The organism is Neorhizobium sp. PAMB6716 (assembly GCF_058242805.1).
The window spans coordinates 3,093,678-3,109,899 of record NZ_CM177835.1 but is presented as its reverse complement, the minus strand read 5'-3'; the positions used below and the strand labels follow the sequence as shown (position 1 = coordinate 3,109,899).

General features: G+C 62.8%; 16 protein-coding genes. 6 read left to right on the top strand and 10 right to left on the bottom strand.

Features of this window, described 5'->3' with window-relative positions; all coding sequences use genetic code 11:
* Positions 1-49: 49 nt before the first annotated feature.
* Together rsgA and AC4CWH_RS15130 are read right to left on the bottom strand one after the other, a co-directional pair.
* Positions 50-1,072: a ribosome small subunit-dependent GTPase A gene (gene rsgA, locus AC4CWH_RS15135; RefSeq protein WP_491319380.1), complete on the bottom strand. Its 1,023-nt coding sequence runs from the start codon at positions 1,070-1,072 to the stop codon at positions 50-52.
* Positions 1,073-1,445: 373 nt separating this feature from the next.
* On the bottom strand, positions 1,446-2,441 hold the full coding sequence (locus tag AC4CWH_RS15130) for an aldo/keto reductase (protein ID WP_491319379.1): 996 nt from the start codon (positions 2,439-2,441) through the stop codon (positions 1,446-1,448).
* A 131-nt stretch (positions 2,442-2,572) separates the two neighbouring features.
* Between AC4CWH_RS15130 and AC4CWH_RS15125 the strand changes: the two genes are divergently transcribed.
* A complete protein-coding gene (locus tag AC4CWH_RS15125; protein ID WP_491319378.1) occupies positions 2,573-3,463 on the top strand; it encodes a LysR family transcriptional regulator in 891 nt (296 codons plus the stop codon).
* 9 nt (positions 3,464-3,472) lie between these two features.
* Here the strand turns inward: AC4CWH_RS15125 and AC4CWH_RS15120 are convergent, their stop codons facing one another.
* The 4 genes from AC4CWH_RS15120 to AC4CWH_RS15105 all read right to left on the bottom strand — a co-directional run bounded on the left by AC4CWH_RS15120 (position 3,473) and on the right by AC4CWH_RS15105 (position 6,513).
* Positions 3,473-3,922: a GNAT family N-acetyltransferase gene (locus AC4CWH_RS15120; protein ID WP_491319377.1), complete on the bottom strand. Its 450-nt coding sequence runs from the start codon at positions 3,920-3,922 to the stop codon at positions 3,473-3,475.
* Positions 3,919-4,884: an aldo/keto reductase gene (locus AC4CWH_RS15115; RefSeq protein ID WP_491319376.1), complete on the bottom strand. Its 966-nt coding sequence runs from the start codon at positions 4,882-4,884 to the stop codon at positions 3,919-3,921. Before AC4CWH_RS15115 ends, AC4CWH_RS15120 begins: the two co-directional genes overlap by 4 nt.
* 91 nt (positions 4,885-4,975) lie before the next feature.
* Positions 4,976-5,962, bottom strand: coding sequence for a GlxA family transcriptional regulator (locus AC4CWH_RS15110; protein ID WP_491319375.1), 987 nt, complete (start codon positions 5,960-5,962; stop codon positions 4,976-4,978).
* Positions 5,959-6,513 (bottom strand): isochorismatase family protein, encoded by a 555-nt coding sequence (locus tag AC4CWH_RS15105; protein WP_491319374.1) that lies wholly within the window; start codon positions 6,511-6,513, stop codon positions 5,959-5,961. Before AC4CWH_RS15105 ends, AC4CWH_RS15110 begins: the two co-directional genes overlap by 4 nt.
* 258 nt (positions 6,514-6,771) lie before the next feature.
* Between AC4CWH_RS15105 and AC4CWH_RS15100 the strand changes: the two genes are divergently transcribed.
* Positions 6,772-7,758, top strand: a complete 987-nt coding sequence (locus AC4CWH_RS15100) for a Gfo/Idh/MocA family protein (protein ID WP_491319373.1) — start codon at positions 6,772-6,774, stop codon at positions 7,756-7,758.
* A gap of 154 nt (positions 7,759-7,912) precedes the next feature.
* On the opposite strand, the gene AC4CWH_RS15095 is transcribed toward AC4CWH_RS15100, so the two are convergent.
* Both AC4CWH_RS15095 and AC4CWH_RS15090 read right to left on the bottom strand, forming a co-directional pair.
* A complete protein-coding gene (locus AC4CWH_RS15095; protein ID WP_491319372.1) occupies positions 7,913-8,311 on the bottom strand; it encodes a GtrA family protein in 399 nt (132 codons plus the stop codon).
* Entirely contained in the window at positions 8,308-9,351 is a 1,044-nt protein-coding gene (locus AC4CWH_RS15090; protein ID WP_491319371.1) for a glycosyltransferase, read from the bottom strand. Before AC4CWH_RS15090 ends, AC4CWH_RS15095 begins: the two co-directional genes overlap by 4 nt.
* Positions 9,352-9,527: 176 nt before the next feature.
* Here AC4CWH_RS15090 and AC4CWH_RS15085 point away from each other — a divergent pair, with 176 nt between their 5' ends.
* Positions 9,528-11,390, top strand: coding sequence for a hypothetical protein (locus AC4CWH_RS15085; protein WP_491319370.1), 1,863 nt, complete (start codon positions 9,528-9,530; stop codon positions 11,388-11,390).
* Between the two features lie 11 nt (positions 11,391-11,401).
* Here the strand turns inward: AC4CWH_RS15085 and AC4CWH_RS15080 are convergent, their stop codons facing one another.
* Positions 11,402-11,635 (bottom strand): hypothetical protein, encoded by a 234-nt coding sequence (locus AC4CWH_RS15080; RefSeq protein ID WP_491282863.1) that lies wholly within the window; start codon positions 11,633-11,635, stop codon positions 11,402-11,404.
* 231 nt (positions 11,636-11,866) lie between these two features.
* On the opposite strand from AC4CWH_RS15080, the gene xseA reads away from it, so the two are divergent.
* Both xseA and AC4CWH_RS15070 read left to right on the top strand, forming a co-directional pair.
* The gene (gene xseA / locus AC4CWH_RS15075; protein WP_491319369.1) at positions 11,867-13,486 is read left to right on the top strand and encodes an exodeoxyribonuclease VII large subunit; all 1,620 of its coding nucleotides are present in this window, start codon (positions 11,867-11,869) and stop codon (positions 13,484-13,486) included.
* A gap of 92 nt (positions 13,487-13,578) precedes the next feature.
* Complete coding sequence (locus tag AC4CWH_RS15070) at positions 13,579-14,688, top strand: endonuclease/exonuclease/phosphatase family protein (RefSeq protein ID WP_491319368.1); 1,110 nt, start codon at positions 13,579-13,581, stop codon at positions 14,686-14,688.
* A gap of 54 nt (positions 14,689-14,742) precedes the next feature.
* On the opposite strand, the gene AC4CWH_RS15065 is transcribed toward AC4CWH_RS15070, so the two are convergent.
* Positions 14,743-15,228 carry a MarR family winged helix-turn-helix transcriptional regulator gene (locus tag AC4CWH_RS15065; RefSeq protein WP_491319367.1) on the bottom strand — a complete coding sequence of 162 codons (486 nt, stop codon included), beginning with the start codon at positions 15,226-15,228 and terminating at the stop codon, positions 14,743-14,745.
* A 104-nt stretch (positions 15,229-15,332) separates the two neighbouring features.
* Here AC4CWH_RS15065 and AC4CWH_RS15060 point away from each other — a divergent pair, with 104 nt between their 5' ends.
* The gene (locus tag AC4CWH_RS15060) at positions 15,333-16,205 is read left to right on the top strand and encodes an EamA family transporter (RefSeq protein ID WP_491319366.1); all 873 of its coding nucleotides are present in this window, start codon (positions 15,333-15,335) and stop codon (positions 16,203-16,205) included.
* Positions 16,206-16,222: the final 17 nt, after the last annotated feature.

Sequence of the window (16,222 nt, the reverse complement as noted above, 5' to 3'; positions counted from 1 at the left end):
TGGCCGTTTGAGCCTTGAGGCCTCTATATGGGGATTGCGGCGCAAAAGCTCAATATTTGTTCTTGCGCAGCGTCTTGTTGCCCTTCGGGCCGCTGTAGACCGGGGTGCGGTCGCGGTTTTCGGTGGTGAGCGTGCGCCAGCGCTCCAGCCGCTCGGCTGACAGCGTGCCGGCCTTGACGGCGGCCTGCACGGCGCAGCCGGGTTCATGCGCGTGGGTGCAATCGCGAAACCGGCAATCGGGGGCAAGCTCGATGATTTCGGCAAACAGCGTATCGATGCCGCCGGTGACGTCGCTCACATAAAGCGTGCGGATGCCGGGCGTATCAATGACCCAGCCGCCGCCGGCGATTTCATGCAGGGAACGGGCCGTGGTGGTGTGGCGGCCTTTTGCGTCATGCTCGCGAATTTCGCCGGTCTTTTGCGGGCTTTCGGCAGAGGGGCCGGCCAGCGTGTTGACCAGCGTCGATTTGCCGACGCCGGACGAGCCGACAAGCGCCACCGTCTGGCCCGGTCCGCACCAGGGTTTTAGAGGATCGATGGCATCGGCTGCGCGGGCATTAACGACCACGACCGGCAGATCGCGCTGGAGGGATGCTGCCTGTGTCGCATAGGTTTCGGCATCCTCCACCATGTCGGCCTTGGTCAGCACGATGACCGGGCGCGTGCCGGCCTCGTTTGCCATGATGAGATACCGTTCCAGCCGCGAGGGGTTGAAATCGGCATTGCAGGAGGTGACGATAAACAGCGTATCGACATTGGCGGCCGCCAGCTGCTGGCCGATGGCGCCTTCGGTGCGCCGCTGCAAAACGGTGTGGCGGGCAAGGCGTCGCGTGAGAAGGCCGGTCAGGGGATCTGCGAGAACCCAGTCTCCCACCGCATAATCGGCAGTATTGGCGTTGGGCGCAAGTTCGAGGGCGACAGGGCCGCTGGCATCGATGGCATCAAGCCGCGCCCGGTGGACGGACGATATGCGCCGCACCAGAAGGTTTGTCTCTTCAGGCGTGACCTGATCGGCAAAGAAATCCGTCCAGCCCAGCCGCTGAAGCGCTGCGGTTTCGAAAAACCCCGTCAAAGGCGGGCCATCCGGAGGTTTTGGGGCGAAAAAGAAGCGGGCATGGGTTTTTAAGCTTTCCGTGGCGCGAGCGCAGGTCTTTGCGGGTGTCATAGCGCAGAAACGGCGCGCTGACGCGGGAAATGTTTTTGGCGAGGGGATTTGTAAGAGAGAGGCCCTCTCTGCCCTGCCGGGCATCTCCCCCACAAGGGGGGAGAAACCACGCGGCAGGCGTCCCGTTCCTGCGCAAAAGCGCGCGGCCGGGTTAAGCCCTCCCCCTTGTGGGGAGGGTTTGGGAGGGGATCTCTCCCATATGCGATTGTCCTGCCGCGCGCGGGGAGAAGGGGTGTGTCGCAGCGTTTCTACTGGCTATTGCCTATTGCCTTGCCGAACCCTACCGGTTGGCCATCTTTGCCATGGAATCCGGATAACGGGCACCTTTCACCTTGTCCGGCGAGAGGAGTGCGCCGAGTTGCGTCACCTCGTCTGCCGAGAGCTTGATATCGGCCGCGGCGACGTTTTTTTCGAGATTGGCGATCTTCGTGGTGCCGGGGATGGGCACGATGAAATCGCCCTGCGCCAGCACCCAGGCGAGCGCCAGCTGGCCCGCCGTGGTGTTCTTGTCCGCCGCCATCTGTTCCAGTGCCGAGACGAGCGCCAGATTGGCATCAAAATTTTCCGCCTGAAAACGCGGCAGGCCGCGGCGGAAATCCGTGTCGGAGAGGCCGTCGAGGTTTTTGAGCGCGCCGGTCAGTGCGCCGCGGCCGAGCGGCGAGAAGGGCACGAAACCGATGCCAAGCTCGCGGCAGGTGGCCAGCACGCCGTTTTCTTCCGGATCGCGCGTCCACAGCGAATATTCGCTCTGGATGGCGGCAATCGGGTGGGTGGCATGGGCGCGGCGCAGCGTTTCGGCGCTCGCTTCCGAAAGGCCGAGTGCGCGCACCTTGCCTTCCTTGACGAGATCGGCCATGGCGCCGACGGTTTCCTCGATCGCAACATCCGGATCGACGCGGTGCTGGTAAAAAAGATCGATCACCTCGACGCCGAGGCGTTTCAGCGAGGCTTCTGCCACCGCGCGGACATTTTCCGGCCGGCTGTCGGTGCCGGAGGGGCGGGCGGCCTTGGCCTCGTCTCCGATGGTGAAGCCGAACTTGGTGGCGATCTGCACCTGGTCGCGGTAGGGTTTCAGCCCCTTGCCGACGAGGATTTCATTCGTATAGGGGCCGTAGACTTCGGCCGTATCAAACAGCGTGACGCCCAGTTCGACAGCGCGGGCAAGTGTGGCGAGCGCGCCGGTTTCATCGGCCACCGGGCTATAGGCATGGGTCATGCCCATGCAGCCAAGGCCAAGGGCGGAAACATTGAGCGTTCCAAGGGTGCGGGTGTGCATGGGTTCTCCTCAAGGGGTCATCGAGATAGGCGCGGCGCGGCGAAGGCGCCAACGTCCAGAACAATCTAGGGCGTTCGGGCATCGGTGAAAACCGCTGCAATTGGGCGCGGGCTGTTCTATGGGATAGAACAATGAACCGTATCCAGTTGTCCCAGATGGCCGTTTTCGCAGCCGTTGCCGAAGCCCAGAGCTTTCGCAAGGCGGCGGCCGATCTTGGCATTGCGCCCTCGGCCGTCAGTCATGCGGTCTCGGCGCTGGAAGAAAGCCTTGGCGTGCGCCTGTTGCAGCGCACGACGCGGTCTGTTGCGCCGACCCAGGAAGGGCGGCTTCTGATCGCAGCCCTTTCGCCGGCGCTGTCGGATATCGATGCGGCGATGCGGGCCCTGTCTGAGCGCAGCGAACGGCCGGCAGGCCCGCTGAAGATCACCATGCCGATGCTGGCGGCTGACGAGATCGTGGCGCCGCGGATCGGCGCGTTTCTGGCGCTTTATCCTGATATCGAGCTGGAGATCCGCACCGACGACCGTTTCGAGGACATCGTCCAGCAGGAATGCGATGCGGGCCTGCGGCTCGGCGAGCATCTGCAGGCAGACATGATTGCCGTGCGCGCAAGCGGCCCCTGGCAGGGCGTCATCGTCGGATCGCCGGGTTATTTCGAACAGCATCCGGTGCCGCAGCATCCGCGCGATCTCGTTGACCACCGCTGCATCCGGCGCCGGTTTGCGAGCGGCCGCGTCTATCGCTGGGAGCTGGAAAAGGATGGCAAGCCGGTGGTGGTCAATGTGGATGGTCCGCTGATCCTGCCGGACCAGCGGTTGATGCGCCGCGCCGCCTGCGACGGCGTCGGGCTGGCTTTCCTGTTTGATCCGGCCGTCGAGACCGATATTGCCGAGGGACGGCTGGTGCGGGTGCTTGAAGCGTGGTGCCCGCCCTTCGACGGGTTCTACATATACTATCCCTCGCGCCGGCAGATGCGCCCGTCGCTGCGCGCCTTCATCGATTTCTTCCGCTTTCGGGCGTGATGGTCAGGCTCAGAGCTTTATCCGGTAACGCACGTGTCCATCGGAGGCGACGAAGCTGTCATAGAGTTTGCGCGCCGTGACATTGCCCTCGTCGGTGTGCCAGTAGAGGCGCGCCCAGCCGTTTTTTGCACAGATTGCCACCAGATCCTCCATCAGCGCGCGGCCGATGCCCTTGCCGCGAAAGGTTTCATCGAGAAACAGGTCTTCCAGATAACAGTCCGGCGTCTTCACCCAGGTGGAATCGTGAAAGTGGTGGATGGCGAAGCCGGCAAGCTGCCCCTCCACCTCCGCCAAGCGCATGGCAACACGCGAGGCGGGATCGAGAATGCGGGCCCAGGTGTAATCGGTCACGTCAGGGCCAAGCGTTACCTTGTAGAAGGCAAGATAATCCGCCCAGAGTTTTCTCCACGCGGCTTCGTCATCCGGGGTGACATCGCGGACCAGAACCTCGGTGTTCATGCGCCGGCCTCGTTGAGACCAGCCTCGTTGAGAAGGGTCATCTGCGCATCCGAAAGTTCGAGCTTGCCGGCGGCGGTCATCGCCTGCAGCTGGTCGAGGCTGGTGGCCGAGGCAATGGGGGCGGTGATGCCGGGGCGGGCGGCAACCCAGGCGATGGCAACGGTTGCCATGCTGGTTGCGGTTTCGCGCGCCACCTGGTCGAGCGCCGAAAGAACGCTTTCGCCGCGCGGATTGAGATAATCGCCGACACGGCCGCCGCGCGCCTTGCCGGCGGCATCTTCCACCTTGCGATATTTGCCGGTGAGGAAGCCGGCGGCCAGCGCATAATAGCTGATGACGCCGATCTCTTCGGCAATGCAGAGATCGGCAATCGGGCCTTCGAATTTCTGCCGTGTGTAGACATTGTATTCCGGCTGCAGCACATCGAACCGCGGCAGGCCGGATTTTTCGGCAGCATCGAGAGAGGTCTTCAGCTCGCCCGCATCATAGTTGGAGCAGCCGATGGCGCGGATTTTTCCGGCGTCCTTCAGCTTGGAAAAGGCTTCCAGCGTTTCCTCGACAGGCGTTTCCGTGTCCGGCTTGTGGGCGAGGTAAAGGTCGATATAGTCGGTGTCGAGACGCTTCAGCGAGGCCTCGACTGCCTCTGCGATCCAGCCCTTGGACAGGCCGGTCTTTTTGCCCTTGTTGTCGAAGCCGACCTTGGTGACGATGACCGCCTTGTCACGCGAGACGCTGCCGCGCTTCAGCCATTTGCCGATGATCTCTTCGCTTTCGCCGCCGACATGGCTATCGACCCAGGCGGAATAGACATCTGCCGTGTCGATCGTGTTGTAGCCGGCGTCGAAGAACGCATCGAGCAGGTCGAACGAGGTCTTTTCGTCCGCCGTCCAGCCAAAGACATTGCCGCCGAAAACGACGGGGGCGATGGAAAGGCCGGTTCGGCCGAGCGGGCGCAAATGCATGGGAGACCTCGTGGGGTAAAGGAATGGGTGACCTGGGGTTAACCTAGGGTGCGGGAAAGCGTTGCGCCACTCAATTTCCGTGATGGATCGATCAGCCGGGCGTACGGTGGAGGCTTGGCGGTTCCTCATAGTGCTGGCGCCAGACACGGCGCAGATGCCGTGCCGAGGAAAAACCGCAGCGGAGCGCAACATTTTCGAGATCCAGCCGCGTCTGGGAAATGAGATCGCGCGCCAGCGCCACCCGCATCCGGTTGACGTAATCGATCAGCGACAGCCCGGCATGCTCACGAAACAGGCGCGACAGGTGCCGCTCGCTTACATGCGCAAGAGCCGTCAGACGGGCAACCGGCCAGTCGGCGGCGGGATCGGCCATGATCGCATCCTGCACCTGATGGATGGCCGGGTGGATATGGTTGCGGCCCGACAGAAAGGGCGAGATCTGCGGATCGCTTCCGTTTCGCCGGAGGTAGATCACCATCTTGCGGGCGGCCGCCAGTGCCACCGGGGCAGACGTCATCTTCGCCACGATATGCAGCATCAGATCGATGCCGGTTGCAATGCCGGCGCTGGAAAAGCAGCGGCCATCCTCGACATAAAGCCGGTTCTCCAGCACCTGCGCGGTCGGTGCCTTCAGGCGAAGTTCTGCAATGCAATCGGCATGGGTGGTGCAGTGGCGGCCGTCCAGCAGGCCCGCCTCCGCCACCAGAAGCGCGCCGGAACAGATGCTGGCAATGCGGGTATCGGGGCGCACGACATCGCGCATCCAGCGCGCAAGTCTTGCGCGTTCCGCCGCCATCGCCTGCTTTTCCTCCCCTTCGGTTGCGCCCGAGACCACCAGAAGCGTGCCTTGTGCCAGCGTCTGCGGCAGCGGTTCCAGACCATCGAGCATGAGGCCGATCGAGGTCGTCTGGCGCGGGTTGGCCGAGACGTAGCGGCAGTCGAACCGCAGCGCATCCTGATGCTGGTTGGCATAACGCAGGACCTCCATGGGGCCTGCGATATCCAGAAGCAGCGCCTGCGGCGGCACCACGATCACCACCGGAACAGTCTGCGGCGTGGCGGTGCCGGCAAGGCTCATGAGCGGGCCCCGGCAGCGGAGAGGGCTTCCTCGACGCTTGCGATGCGGGCAAAGCGATCCTTCAGCACCATGGCCGTGTGGCGCCGGATGTCTTCGGGCGAATGGGTTACGCCATCGGCATCGGTCATCGGGAAGGTCAGCGTCGCCTCCGCCACATAGGTGACGGTAAAACCAAGATCGGAGGCATGGCGCGTGGTGGTTTCACAGCATTGTTCGGTGCGGATGCCTGAGACGATGAGGTTGCGGATGCCGTTTTCCGTCAACCAGACATCCAGCCCGGTGCCGACCATGGCGGAGTGGCGGTTTTTCCTGAACGTGCGGGTCGGCTGAAGGGTGATGCCGTCGAGTGTGCGTATGTTGCCGCTTTCCATGGAGAAGGCGCCGGCATCTTCGACATGGAAGATCTGGATGACCGGAAGGCCGGCCGCTGTCGCACCGTCGATCAGCGCCTGCTGGCATTTGAGGTAACGGGGCACGTCCGTCGCATCCCAATAGGGGCGATGCGGGAATGACTGCTGTACATCGATGACGAGAAGGGCCGTGTCGGACATTTTCTGTTCTCCAGATTGCAAGGATAACATGACAATAGCCGCCTGCTCAAAAGGCAAAAGCAAGCCTTCGGACGAAGTGCGGACATTTTCGGCCATTTTCGCCGAAGTCTGGATAGGGCGCTGCGGCGATGGCGGCCGCCGGGAAGGCGCGTGCATGCAGGCTGAAAACGCTGCGTGCGCAAAAAGTCCGACAAATTGGCTGCCCAGACGCGGGTGACATGCGCTAGGGTGCCGCCGCACAATGATCAGGAGGAACTCATGTTGCGTTTTGGTATTCTTTCCACCGCCAAGATCGGTCGCGATGCCGTGGTGCCGGCCATTCAGGATGCGGAAAACTGCGTGGTGAGCGCCATTGCCAGCCGCGATCTTTCCCGCGCCCAGGCGATGGCCGACCGGTTTTCGGTGCCGCATGCCTTTGGCTCCTACGAGGAGATGCTGGCGTCCGACGTGATCGATGCGGTCTATATTCCGTTGCCGACCAGCCAGCATGTGGAATGGTCGCTGAAGGCGGCCGCTGCCGGCAAACATGTGCTCTGCGAAAAGCCGATTTCGCTGAAGGCAGACGAGATCGACCAGCTGATCGCGGCGCGTGACCGCCATGGCGTGCTGATCGCCGAAGCCTTTATGGTGACCTATGCACCGGTGTGGCTGAAGGTGCGCGAACTCTTGGCCTCCGGCGTAATCGGCACGCTGCGCCACGTGCAAGGATCGTTCACCTATTTCAACCGCGATCCCGGCAACATGCGCAACATTCCAGAACTTGGCGGCGGCGGCCTGCCTGACATCGGCGTCTATCCGACGATTGCGACGCGCTTCTCGACGGGGCGCGAGCCGCTTCGGGTGCAGGCGACGACGGAGCGCGACAAGGAATTCGGCACGGATATCTATTCGACCGTGAAGGCCGATTTCGGCGATTTCGACCTGACCTTCTACATTTCCACCCAGCTTGCGGCGCGCCAGTTGATGGTGTTTCACGGAACCGACGGGTTCATCGAGGTGAAATCGCCGTTTAATGCCGACCGCTGGGGGGCCGAGGAGGTGGAACTCAGCGACCAGAAACATGGCCGCTCGGAAATCTTCCGTTTTCCCGACAGCCGCCAGTACCGCAGACAGGCGGAAGCCTTTGCGAAAAAGGCGATGGGCGGGGATGCCGAGGTCGTTTCGCTGGAAAGTTCTGCCGCCAACCAACGCTTCATCGATGCCATTTACCGGGCAAGCGCCAAGGACGGCTGGGAAACCGTCTGATCACCAAAAGTCTGTCCCATAATTCTCCCTGGCGGGCTGCAAATGGCAATTTCTGCTTATCCGGTGCTCACGTACCAAACGTACGCTCCGCTCCGGTTCTCGAAATCACCATTTTCGCCGCGCCAAGGAGAATTCTTGAACTGACTTTAAAAGATCAATCGTCTTTCGCCTGGCCGTTGCGGTGGCGAAAGACGAAGCGGGAATAACCGAAGAAAGAATAGAGCGTGGCGGCGGCGGATGACAGCACAACCGCCGCCACGGGCTGGATCATCGGCAGGCGGTGGATGAGCGCCGAATAGATCCCGTAGTTGAGAACCGCAGACGTGGCACCGACGGCCCAGTAGCGAAAGCCTTCGCGGGCGAGAGAATGCGGCGAGCGGCCAAAGGTGAAGGTGCGGTTGAACACCCAGGTGAAGGACAGCGCCGCCGCAATGGCCGGCATGCGCGCCGCAAAGGGGCTAAAGCCCGCATCCGTGATCAGCACATGCGTCAGCCCTGCATCGATGGCAAAACCAAAGCCGCCGGCGACCAGAAACCCGACGATCGTCTTCACGCGACACGGTTCTTTCCGAGGTGGGCAGACGGCGCAACAGCGGGCTGCGGATCGGTGAGATCCGCCATCTCCCTTTCAAGGTGGCTGTGGTCCGGCTGGTTGAGGTAATGCAGGCGCAGCAGTTCGTTGCGCCCGCGCGCCACGCTGTCGAGCACCATGCCCGCCGTCAGCGCCATGGAGGAGAGGCCGATCAGCGCCAGCGCCAGCACCCAGGTGGGCAGGCGCGGCACAAGGCCGGTGGCGAGATATTCGGCCAGAACCGGGGCGGCGACCAGAAGGCCGCCGGCCATCAGGAGCGCTGCAATGCCGCAGAAGAACGCGAAGGGCCGGGTTTCCTTCATCAGCATGGCAAACATTAAAAGGATGCGGGCGCCATCGCCCAGCGTCGAAAGCTTCGAATGCGAGCCTTCCATGCGTTGCCCGTAATCCAGCGCCAGTTCGCAGACCGGCATTTTCAGGCGAAAGGCATGCACCGACATTTCCGTTTCCACCTCGAACCCGTCGGAGACGGCGGGAAAACTTTTGACGAAGCGGCGGGAAAAGGCGCGGTAACCGGAAAAGATGTCGGTAAAATCCGGCCCGAACAGATGCCGGTAGAGATGGTTGAACAGGCGGTTGCCGAGCGCGTGGCCGTGACGACCGGCTGTGTCGGCAAGGCCACGGCGGGTGCCGACGACCATGTCGGCGCGTTCGGTGATGAGGGTGCGGATGAGATCCTCCGCATCGTCTGGCCCATAGGTGCCGTCGCCATCGGCCATGAGGTAGATATCGGCATCGATATCGGCAAACATGCGGCGCACCACATGGCCCTTGCCCTGGCGGCGTTCGCGGCGCACGTCTGCGCCGGCGAGCATGGCGGCAAGGGCAGTGCCATCGGTGGAATTGTTGTCATAGACATAGATGCGCGCTTCAGGCAGGCAGGCGCGAAACCCCCGTACCACGGCTGAGATGGACGGCGCTTCGTTATAACAGGGAAGAAGCACGGCGATTCTTCGATAGCCGGAGGCGGGCCTGCGATGGCCGGTGGCAAAGCTGTCCATGGATCTCTACTCGGCTACACATCAATCCGGGATACGGCGCCCGCTCCCCGGCTTTACTATTTCTTGAGAAGGTTAAGGCTAGGTTTCGGCGCGATGATTCCCCGGCTCGATGCCGGACATGAGGGGCACAAAGTCCGGGATTGGCCCGCCCGGGCGGCTCAGGCGGGATAAGAGACATGAGTTTGAGCACGAAGACGGCCGCTCGGAAGCCCGCCTCAGGCATAGCGGCGGTCAGTGCCTGGTCGCGCTTCTTTCCCTCGCTGTGCGCCTATGCGATCGTCACTGTCGCGGCCATTCTTGCGCTGCATATCAAGGGCGGCGGCGATTATGTCGGGCCTGACAATGACGACGTGATGCGCCTCGTCGAGGTGCGCGATTTTCTCGCCGGGCAAGGCTGGTTCGATCTGACGCAATACCGGCTGGGGCTTGCCGGCGGCACGCTGATGCACTGGTCGCGGCTTGTGGACCTGCCGATTGCCGGCCTGATCCGGCTGTTTCTGCTTCTGGGCGAAGGGCAGGAGAGGGCCGAGGCGCTGGCGCTTGCGATCTGGCCGCTGTCGCTTGCCGTGCTGTTCATGGCCGCGGCGGGACTTGGCGGACGGCGGCTTGGCGGCGTTGCCACCATGCATATCGCTTTCGGGCTTGCAGCGCTTTCAGTGTTCACATCCATCAAATTCCATCCCGGCGCCATTGACCACCACAATGTCCAGCTCGTCGTCATGATGTTTATGGCTGCGCTGATGGTGGGGTCGCAAGGCTCCGGCTCTGCCCATGCCGGGGCTGGCCTGATGGCAGCGCTTGCCATTGCCATCGGTGCCGAAACCGTGCCGCTGGTGGCGGTGGCATCGGCCTCGATTGCCGTGCAATGGGCCGTAGAGGGGCATCGCTTCCGGCGCTCGGCGCAGCTGTTCGGGCTGTCGCTGGCGCTGTCGGTCAGCGCCTTCTTCCTTGCCACCGTGCCGCCCTCTGCCTATGGCGTGGTGACCTGCGACAACCTTTCGCTCGGCTTTTACGCGCTGTCGGTGATCGGCGGGGCAGGCCTGTTTCTGGTGGCGACGGTTGGAGGCCAGGCGGGGATGCGGAACCGTTTTGTCCTCCTCGGTTTGCTGGCCGCAGTCGTTCTGCTGGCCGCCGTGGTGATTGCGCCCGATTGCCTTGGCAGCCCCCTTGCAAGCCTTGATCCGATGTTATCGCAACTCTGGCTGAAGAAGGTGAGCGAGGCGCAGCCGGTGTTGTCACAGATCCGCATCGCGGCGGAAACGGCGGGCGGGTTTTATGCGGTTGGCCTGTTTGCGGTGGCGGTCTGCCTGTTCCGGTTCTTCGATTTCAGGCATGAAGATGGCGCGCGAGCAGGCCATCACCTGCTGCTCGGCGTGCTGGTGGCAGCAGCCCTTGCCATTGCGCTTATTCAGGTGCGCGGCGCCCTGTTTTCCAATGCGCTGGCGATCCTGCCGCTATCGCTGCTGATCAACGACCTGCGTCGTCTCTCGCATGGTGAGCCGGAAAACATGAATGCCGGCTTTGCCTATATCATCACCGTTCTGGTCTCGGTGCCGGTCGTGTGGTTCTTCGTCGGCATTGTTGGCGCGCGCGGACTGGAGGCAGCGTTGAGCATGGGCACGCTGACGCGCAGCGTTACCCCGATGCAGGAGGTGAACGGGTGCCAGGGCAAGGACGATATGGCGCTTCTCGCCCGCGTGCCGGCACGCACGGTCGCAGCACCCTCGGACAGCGGCGCGGAAATCCTGCGCTACACGCATCACCGGGTGCTCTCGGCACCTTACCATCGCAACCAGGCGGGCATGCTGACGGAACTGCATATCGGGCTTGCGGCACCTGAGGAGGCGAAGGCTTTTCTTTATGGCGCCGATGTTGCCATCATCGCATTTTGCCCGTCGGACCCGCAGACGCAAGAGCTGATCCGGATGAAGCCGGATGGTCTCTATGCCCATCTTCTGCGGGGGGATCTGCCGGATTATCTGCGCCCGGTGGCGCCGAACATGCGGGGTTTGCAGCTGTTCGTCGTTCGCCCCCGCTGACTGTTTCGATATTAGGCGGTCTGGCTGCGGGTTTCGGTGACGAAGACGGCGCCCATCAGGCCGACGATGCCAAGATTGTAACCGCCGATGGCAATCAGCAGGTTGAGGAAGGACACGGGCGCGGGCGAAACCAGCCAGGCAATGGCAAACGCCACCACGATCAGTGTCGCAACGATGGCGAGCGAAAAGGCAGAGCGCAAAGCGCCGGTGGCAAAGCCGATGCAGGTAGCCGTCAGTAAGAGCACGCTCGGTCTCCTTTTCTGTCCCTGTGCGTTGCGTCCACGATTAGACGGGAAAACGCTAACAGAGTCCGGTTCGATGTCCGGTAGGCCCTAAAAGATCGTTCCTAGCTTTAACGGGCCTTAAAGCGGATAGTTCGAATTGTCGTCATTGGTTTCTTGTAGCATCGGGGGAGAATGGCTGATTTTGCCCGCCAGACAGGTGAATTCGCGCCAGAACTGCGCTAAAACCGCTGAATGAACAGGCTGTCCTCCTCCGACCCCCAGACCAATCTTGCAGAGCAAACTGTCTCGGAGCTTTCGGGCTCGATCAAGCGGACGGTGGAAACCGCATTCGATCATGTGCGGGTGCGGGGCGAAATTTCCGGTTATCGCGGGCCGCATTCCTCCGGCCATGCCTATTTTTCGCTGAAGGATGACAAGGCGCGCATCGATGCCGTCATCTGGAAGGGCTCGTTTTCAAAGCTGCGCTTCCGGCCGGAAGAGGGCATGGAGGTGATTGCCACCGGCAAGATCACCACCTTTCCGGGGTCTTCCAAATACCAGATCGTCATCGAGAACCTTGAACCGGCCGGTGCCGGTGCGCTGATGGCGCTGATCGAGGAGCGCAAGCGCAAGCTTGCCGCCGAAGGTCTGTTCGATCCGGCGGCAAAGCAGCTTCTGCCCTTCCTGCCTGAGGTGATCGGCGTGGTGACCTCGCCGACAGGCGCGGTCATTCGCGATATCCTCCACCGCATCGCCGACCGGTTTCCGGTGCATGTCATCGTCTGGCCGGTGAAGGTGCAAGGGGAGGGCTCGGGCGACGAGGTGGCAAACGCCATCCGCGGCTTCAATGCACTCTCTCTGGAAGGCCCGATCCGGCGGCCGGATGTGCTGATCGTGGCGCGCGGCGGCGGTAGTCTTGAGGATTTGTGGAGCTTTAACGATGAGGCGGTGGTGCGCGCGGCCGCAGCCAGCGACATTCCGCTGATCTCGGCGGTGGGCCACGAGACCGACTGGACGCTCATCGATTACGCCGCAGACGTGCGGGCGCCGACACCGACGGGGGCGGCCGAAATGGCGGTGCCCGTCAAGGCCGAGTTGCAGGCGCAGCTTGCCAATCTCGGCGCCCGCCTGCAGGGCTCGACGTCGCGCCAGATGGACAATCGCCGCCAGGGGCTGCGCGCGCTGGTGCGGGCACTGCCTTCGCTCGACCAGCTGCTGGCATTGCCGCGCCGGCGGTTCGATGAGGCGGCAACCGGGCTCGGGCGTGGTCTTGAAAAGACCGCGATTGCCAAGCGCCGCAGCCTGGAAAGGGCCAGCGCCGGCCTGAGGCTCGATCTCCTGACGACACGGCTTACGGAGCGTCGGCGCCATCTGGTGGAGCAGGTTTTGCGCACCGACCGCTGCGTGGAGCGGCAGGTCTTGCGCGAGCGTGGCCGCATCGAGCGGGCGCAGGTGTCTCTGTCCGGGCTGCCGGGTCGTTTCCTCACCCATATTGGCCGCGAGCGCCTGCAGCTTGCCTCGCTGATGCGCCACGCCGACAGCGCACTTCAAAATGCCATGGGACGGCGCAAGGCCGCCGTCATGGCGCAGGACCGCGTGCTGCAATCGCTCTCCTACAAGAATGTACTGAAGCGCGGTTATGCCGTCATCCAGGATGCTGACGGCAGGCTTCTGACGCGCGCTGCCGAGGTGGCAAGCGGTCAGGCGCTCGCCATCCAGTTTGCCGATGGTGCGGTGTCGGCAACCGCCGGCGATACGGGGGAGATGGCCGCTGCCGTTCCACCTGCGCAGCCACAAGCCGCTTCGCCCGCGCCAAAGAAGAAGGCACCAAAGCCCGCCCCTGACGGAACGGAGCAGGGCAGCCTTTTTTGATGGCAAGCCTTTTAAGGTGATGCGGCCCCCCGCGCCGAATGCCTGTCACAAACCGGGCGCATGCTCTGCCATCATCGATGGAGGATCCTGCCATGCGCCTTGCTTCCTACAACGTGGAAAACCTGTTCGACCGCGCCAAGGTCATGACACTCGACAACTGGTCCGAAGGCCGCGATGTGCTGGAGGACTTTGCCGAGGCGAACGAAATTCTGGGCCGGCAGGACTATGATGCCGCCGCCAAGGACAAGCTGGCTGAACTGCTGATTGAACTGGGTCTCGAAAAATCCGACGAAGGCCCTTACACGATCCTGCGGCGCAACCGGGGCGAGCTTTTGAAGCGTCCGCGCACCGGCGGCCTTGAGATCATCGCCTCCGGCAGGGCGGACTGGGTCGGATCGCTGGAACTGAAGGAAGCCCCTGTCGACCACGAAGCGATGCTCAATACCGCCCGGGTAATCGATGCGCTGAAGGCGGATGTGCTGGGTGTGGTGGAGGCGGAAAGCCGCCCGGTGCTCCTGCAGTTCAACCGGCAGATCATCACCCATGTCGGCGGCGTGCCCTTCGATCATGTCATGCTGATCGACGGCAACGACACGCGCGGCATCGATGTCGGCATCATGACGCGCGCTGCCTTTCCCATCACCTCGATGCGCAGCCACGTGGACGACGAGGCGAACGGCCAGCTGATCTTTTCCCGCGACTGCCCGGACTTCCGTATCGAAACGGCATCCGGCGCCGTGCTGCATGTCCTCGTCAACCATTTCAAGAGCAAGGGCTATGGCGATCCGCGCCAGTCAGAGGCGCGCCGGGTGCTACAGGCGCAGACCGTATGGAAGATCGTCAAGGACCTCATCAATGCGGGCGACACGCTTGTTGCGGTGATCGGCGATCTCAACGACACGCCCGATAGCCGCACCCTCGAGGCCCTGACGAAAGACGGGTTGCTCACCGATGCCTTCGAGCATCCGTCCTTCGACAATGGCGGGTTTCCCGGCACCTTCGGCAGCAGCAGCGCATCGAACAAGATCGATTATCTGCTGCTTTCGCCCGCCCTGTTCGACAAGGTCGTGAAGGGTGGCGTCGAGCGGATTGGCATGTGGCCGCGCACGCGCCCGAAGAAGTGGGATGTGCTGCCGACGCTGACCAACAAGGCGTTCGCCGCGTCCGACCATGCGGCGGTCTGGGTCGATCTGGATCTTTGAGGCGGGGCGCCCGCCGCGGCGTGCGTGTTGCCTTGACGGCTCCCCTGTCGATCCTTACCCTTCGAACGCCGCCAGATATTTCGCCAGAAGCGCATCCAACGCGCGAAATTCCGCCTCATCCAGCATGGCCGTCAGCCGGTGCTGGTTTTCAACATGGGCCGTGACGACATTCTCGATCAGCGAAAGGCCCTTGTCGGTGAGGCCGATCAGCACGCTGCGGCCATCCTGCGGGTTGGCGATGCGTTCTACCAGATCCTGCTTTTCCAGCTGGTCGATGCGGTTGGTCATGGTGCCTGACGTGACCATGGTGGCGGCGAGGAGATCGCCGGGGGAGAGGCGGTAGGGTTTTCCGGAGCGGCGCAGCGTTGCCATCACGTCAAAACTTGCGCGCGACAGGCCATGGGCGGCGAGCATCGCTTCGGTTTCCCGTATGAGATGGGCGTGAAGCCGCCCGAGCCGGCCGAGCAGGCCCATCGGGGCGGTGTCGAGGTCCGGCCGCTCGCGCTGCCATTGAGCTAAAATTCTGTCGACGTGATCCATGCGGCAACTATGGCAGAATTTATCTTGACGTCAAGATTTATAGATTTATCTTGACGTCAAGATTTATAGATCTATCTTGACGTCAAGATAAATGGAGATTTGCCATGTCCCGCTTGCGCGATGTCGGCCTCACCGCCCTTGCCCCCGCGATCTGGGGATCGACCTATATCGTGACGACCCAGCTTCTGCCGCCGGGCGTGCCGCTGACGGTTGCCATGCTGCGGGCACTGCCGGCGGGGTTTTTACTGCTCCTGCTGGTGCGTCAGCTTCCGTCAGGCGCGTGGTGGTGGAAAAGTTTTGTGCTCGGCGCGCTGAATTTCTCGCTGTTTTGGGCTTTTCTGTTCGTCTCTGCTTACCGATTACCGGGTGGCGTTGCGGCAACCGTGGGCGCGGTGCAGCCGCTGATCGTCATCGGTCTGTCGCGACTGGTGATGGGAACGCCGATACGGCCGCTGGCGATTGTTGCGGGCATTGCAGGTCTTTGCGGTGTGGCGCTTCTGGTGCTGCGGCCGGGGGCAGCGCTTGATCCGCTGGGCGTTGCCGCAGGGCTTGGCGGGGCGCTGTCGATGGCTTTTGGAACGGTGCTCAGCCGCCATTGGAAGCCGGATGTTTCGCCGCTGACCTTTACCGCATGGCAGTTGACGGCGGGTGGCTTGATGCTGGCGCCGGCAGCGTTTCTGCTGGAGCCGGGCCTTCCGGCGCTGACCGCGCAAAATTACGCGGGCTTTCTCTATCTCGGCCTGATCGGGGCGGCCTTCACCTATATTCTCTGGTTCCGCGGCCTTGGCCGTATTGGCCCGCAGGCGGCCTCGGCCCTTGGTTTTCTGAGCCCGCTGGTTGCCGTGCTTCTCGGCTGGAGCCTTTTGGGGCAGGCGCTCGATGCGGTGCAGGTGGTGGGTGTTGTCGTGGTGCTCTTGAGCGTCTGGGCAAGCCAGAGGATCGCTGCGGCCGCCGGGCGCAAGAGCCCGGCGACCTGACGTTATATGTTGAAAAG

Coding starts and splice junctions, on each gene's coding strand:
- AC4CWH_RS15130 (WP_491319379.1), bottom strand. CDS start 2,441: ATGCACACCCGCACCCTTGGAACGCTCAATGTTTCCGCCCTTGGCCTT.
- AC4CWH_RS15125 (WP_491319378.1), top strand. CDS start 2,573: ATGAACCGTATCCAGTTGTCCCAGATGGCCGTTTTCGCAGCCGTTGCC.
- AC4CWH_RS15120 (WP_491319377.1), bottom strand. CDS start 3,922: ATGAACACCGAGGTTCTGGTCCGCGATGTCACCCCGGATGACGAAGCC.
- AC4CWH_RS15115 (WP_491319376.1), bottom strand. CDS start 4,884: ATGCATTTGCGCCCGCTCGGCCGAACCGGCCTTTCCATCGCCCCCGTC.
- AC4CWH_RS15110 (WP_491319375.1), bottom strand. CDS start 5,962: ATGAGCCTTGCCGGCACCGCCACGCCGCAGACTGTTCCGGTGGTGATC.
- AC4CWH_RS15105 (WP_491319374.1), bottom strand. CDS start 6,513: ATGTCCGACACGGCCCTTCTCGTCATCGATGTACAGCAGTCATTCCCG.
- AC4CWH_RS15100 (WP_491319373.1), top strand. CDS start 6,772: ATGTTGCGTTTTGGTATTCTTTCCACCGCCAAGATCGGTCGCGATGCC.
- AC4CWH_RS15090 (WP_491319371.1), bottom strand. CDS start 9,351: ATGGACAGCTTTGCCACCGGCCATCGCAGGCCCGCCTCCGGCTATCGA.
- AC4CWH_RS15085 (WP_491319370.1), top strand. CDS start 9,528: ATGAGTTTGAGCACGAAGACGGCCGCTCGGAAGCCCGCCTCAGGCATA.
- xseA (WP_491319369.1), top strand. CDS start 11,867: ATGAACAGGCTGTCCTCCTCCGACCCCCAGACCAATCTTGCAGAGCAA.
- AC4CWH_RS15070 (WP_491319368.1), top strand. CDS start 13,579: ATGCGCCTTGCTTCCTACAACGTGGAAAACCTGTTCGACCGCGCCAAG.
- AC4CWH_RS15065 (WP_491319367.1), bottom strand. CDS start 15,228: ATGGATCACGTCGACAGAATTTTAGCTCAATGGCAGCGCGAGCGGCCG.
- AC4CWH_RS15060 (WP_491319366.1), top strand. CDS start 15,333: ATGTCCCGCTTGCGCGATGTCGGCCTCACCGCCCTTGCCCCCGCGATC.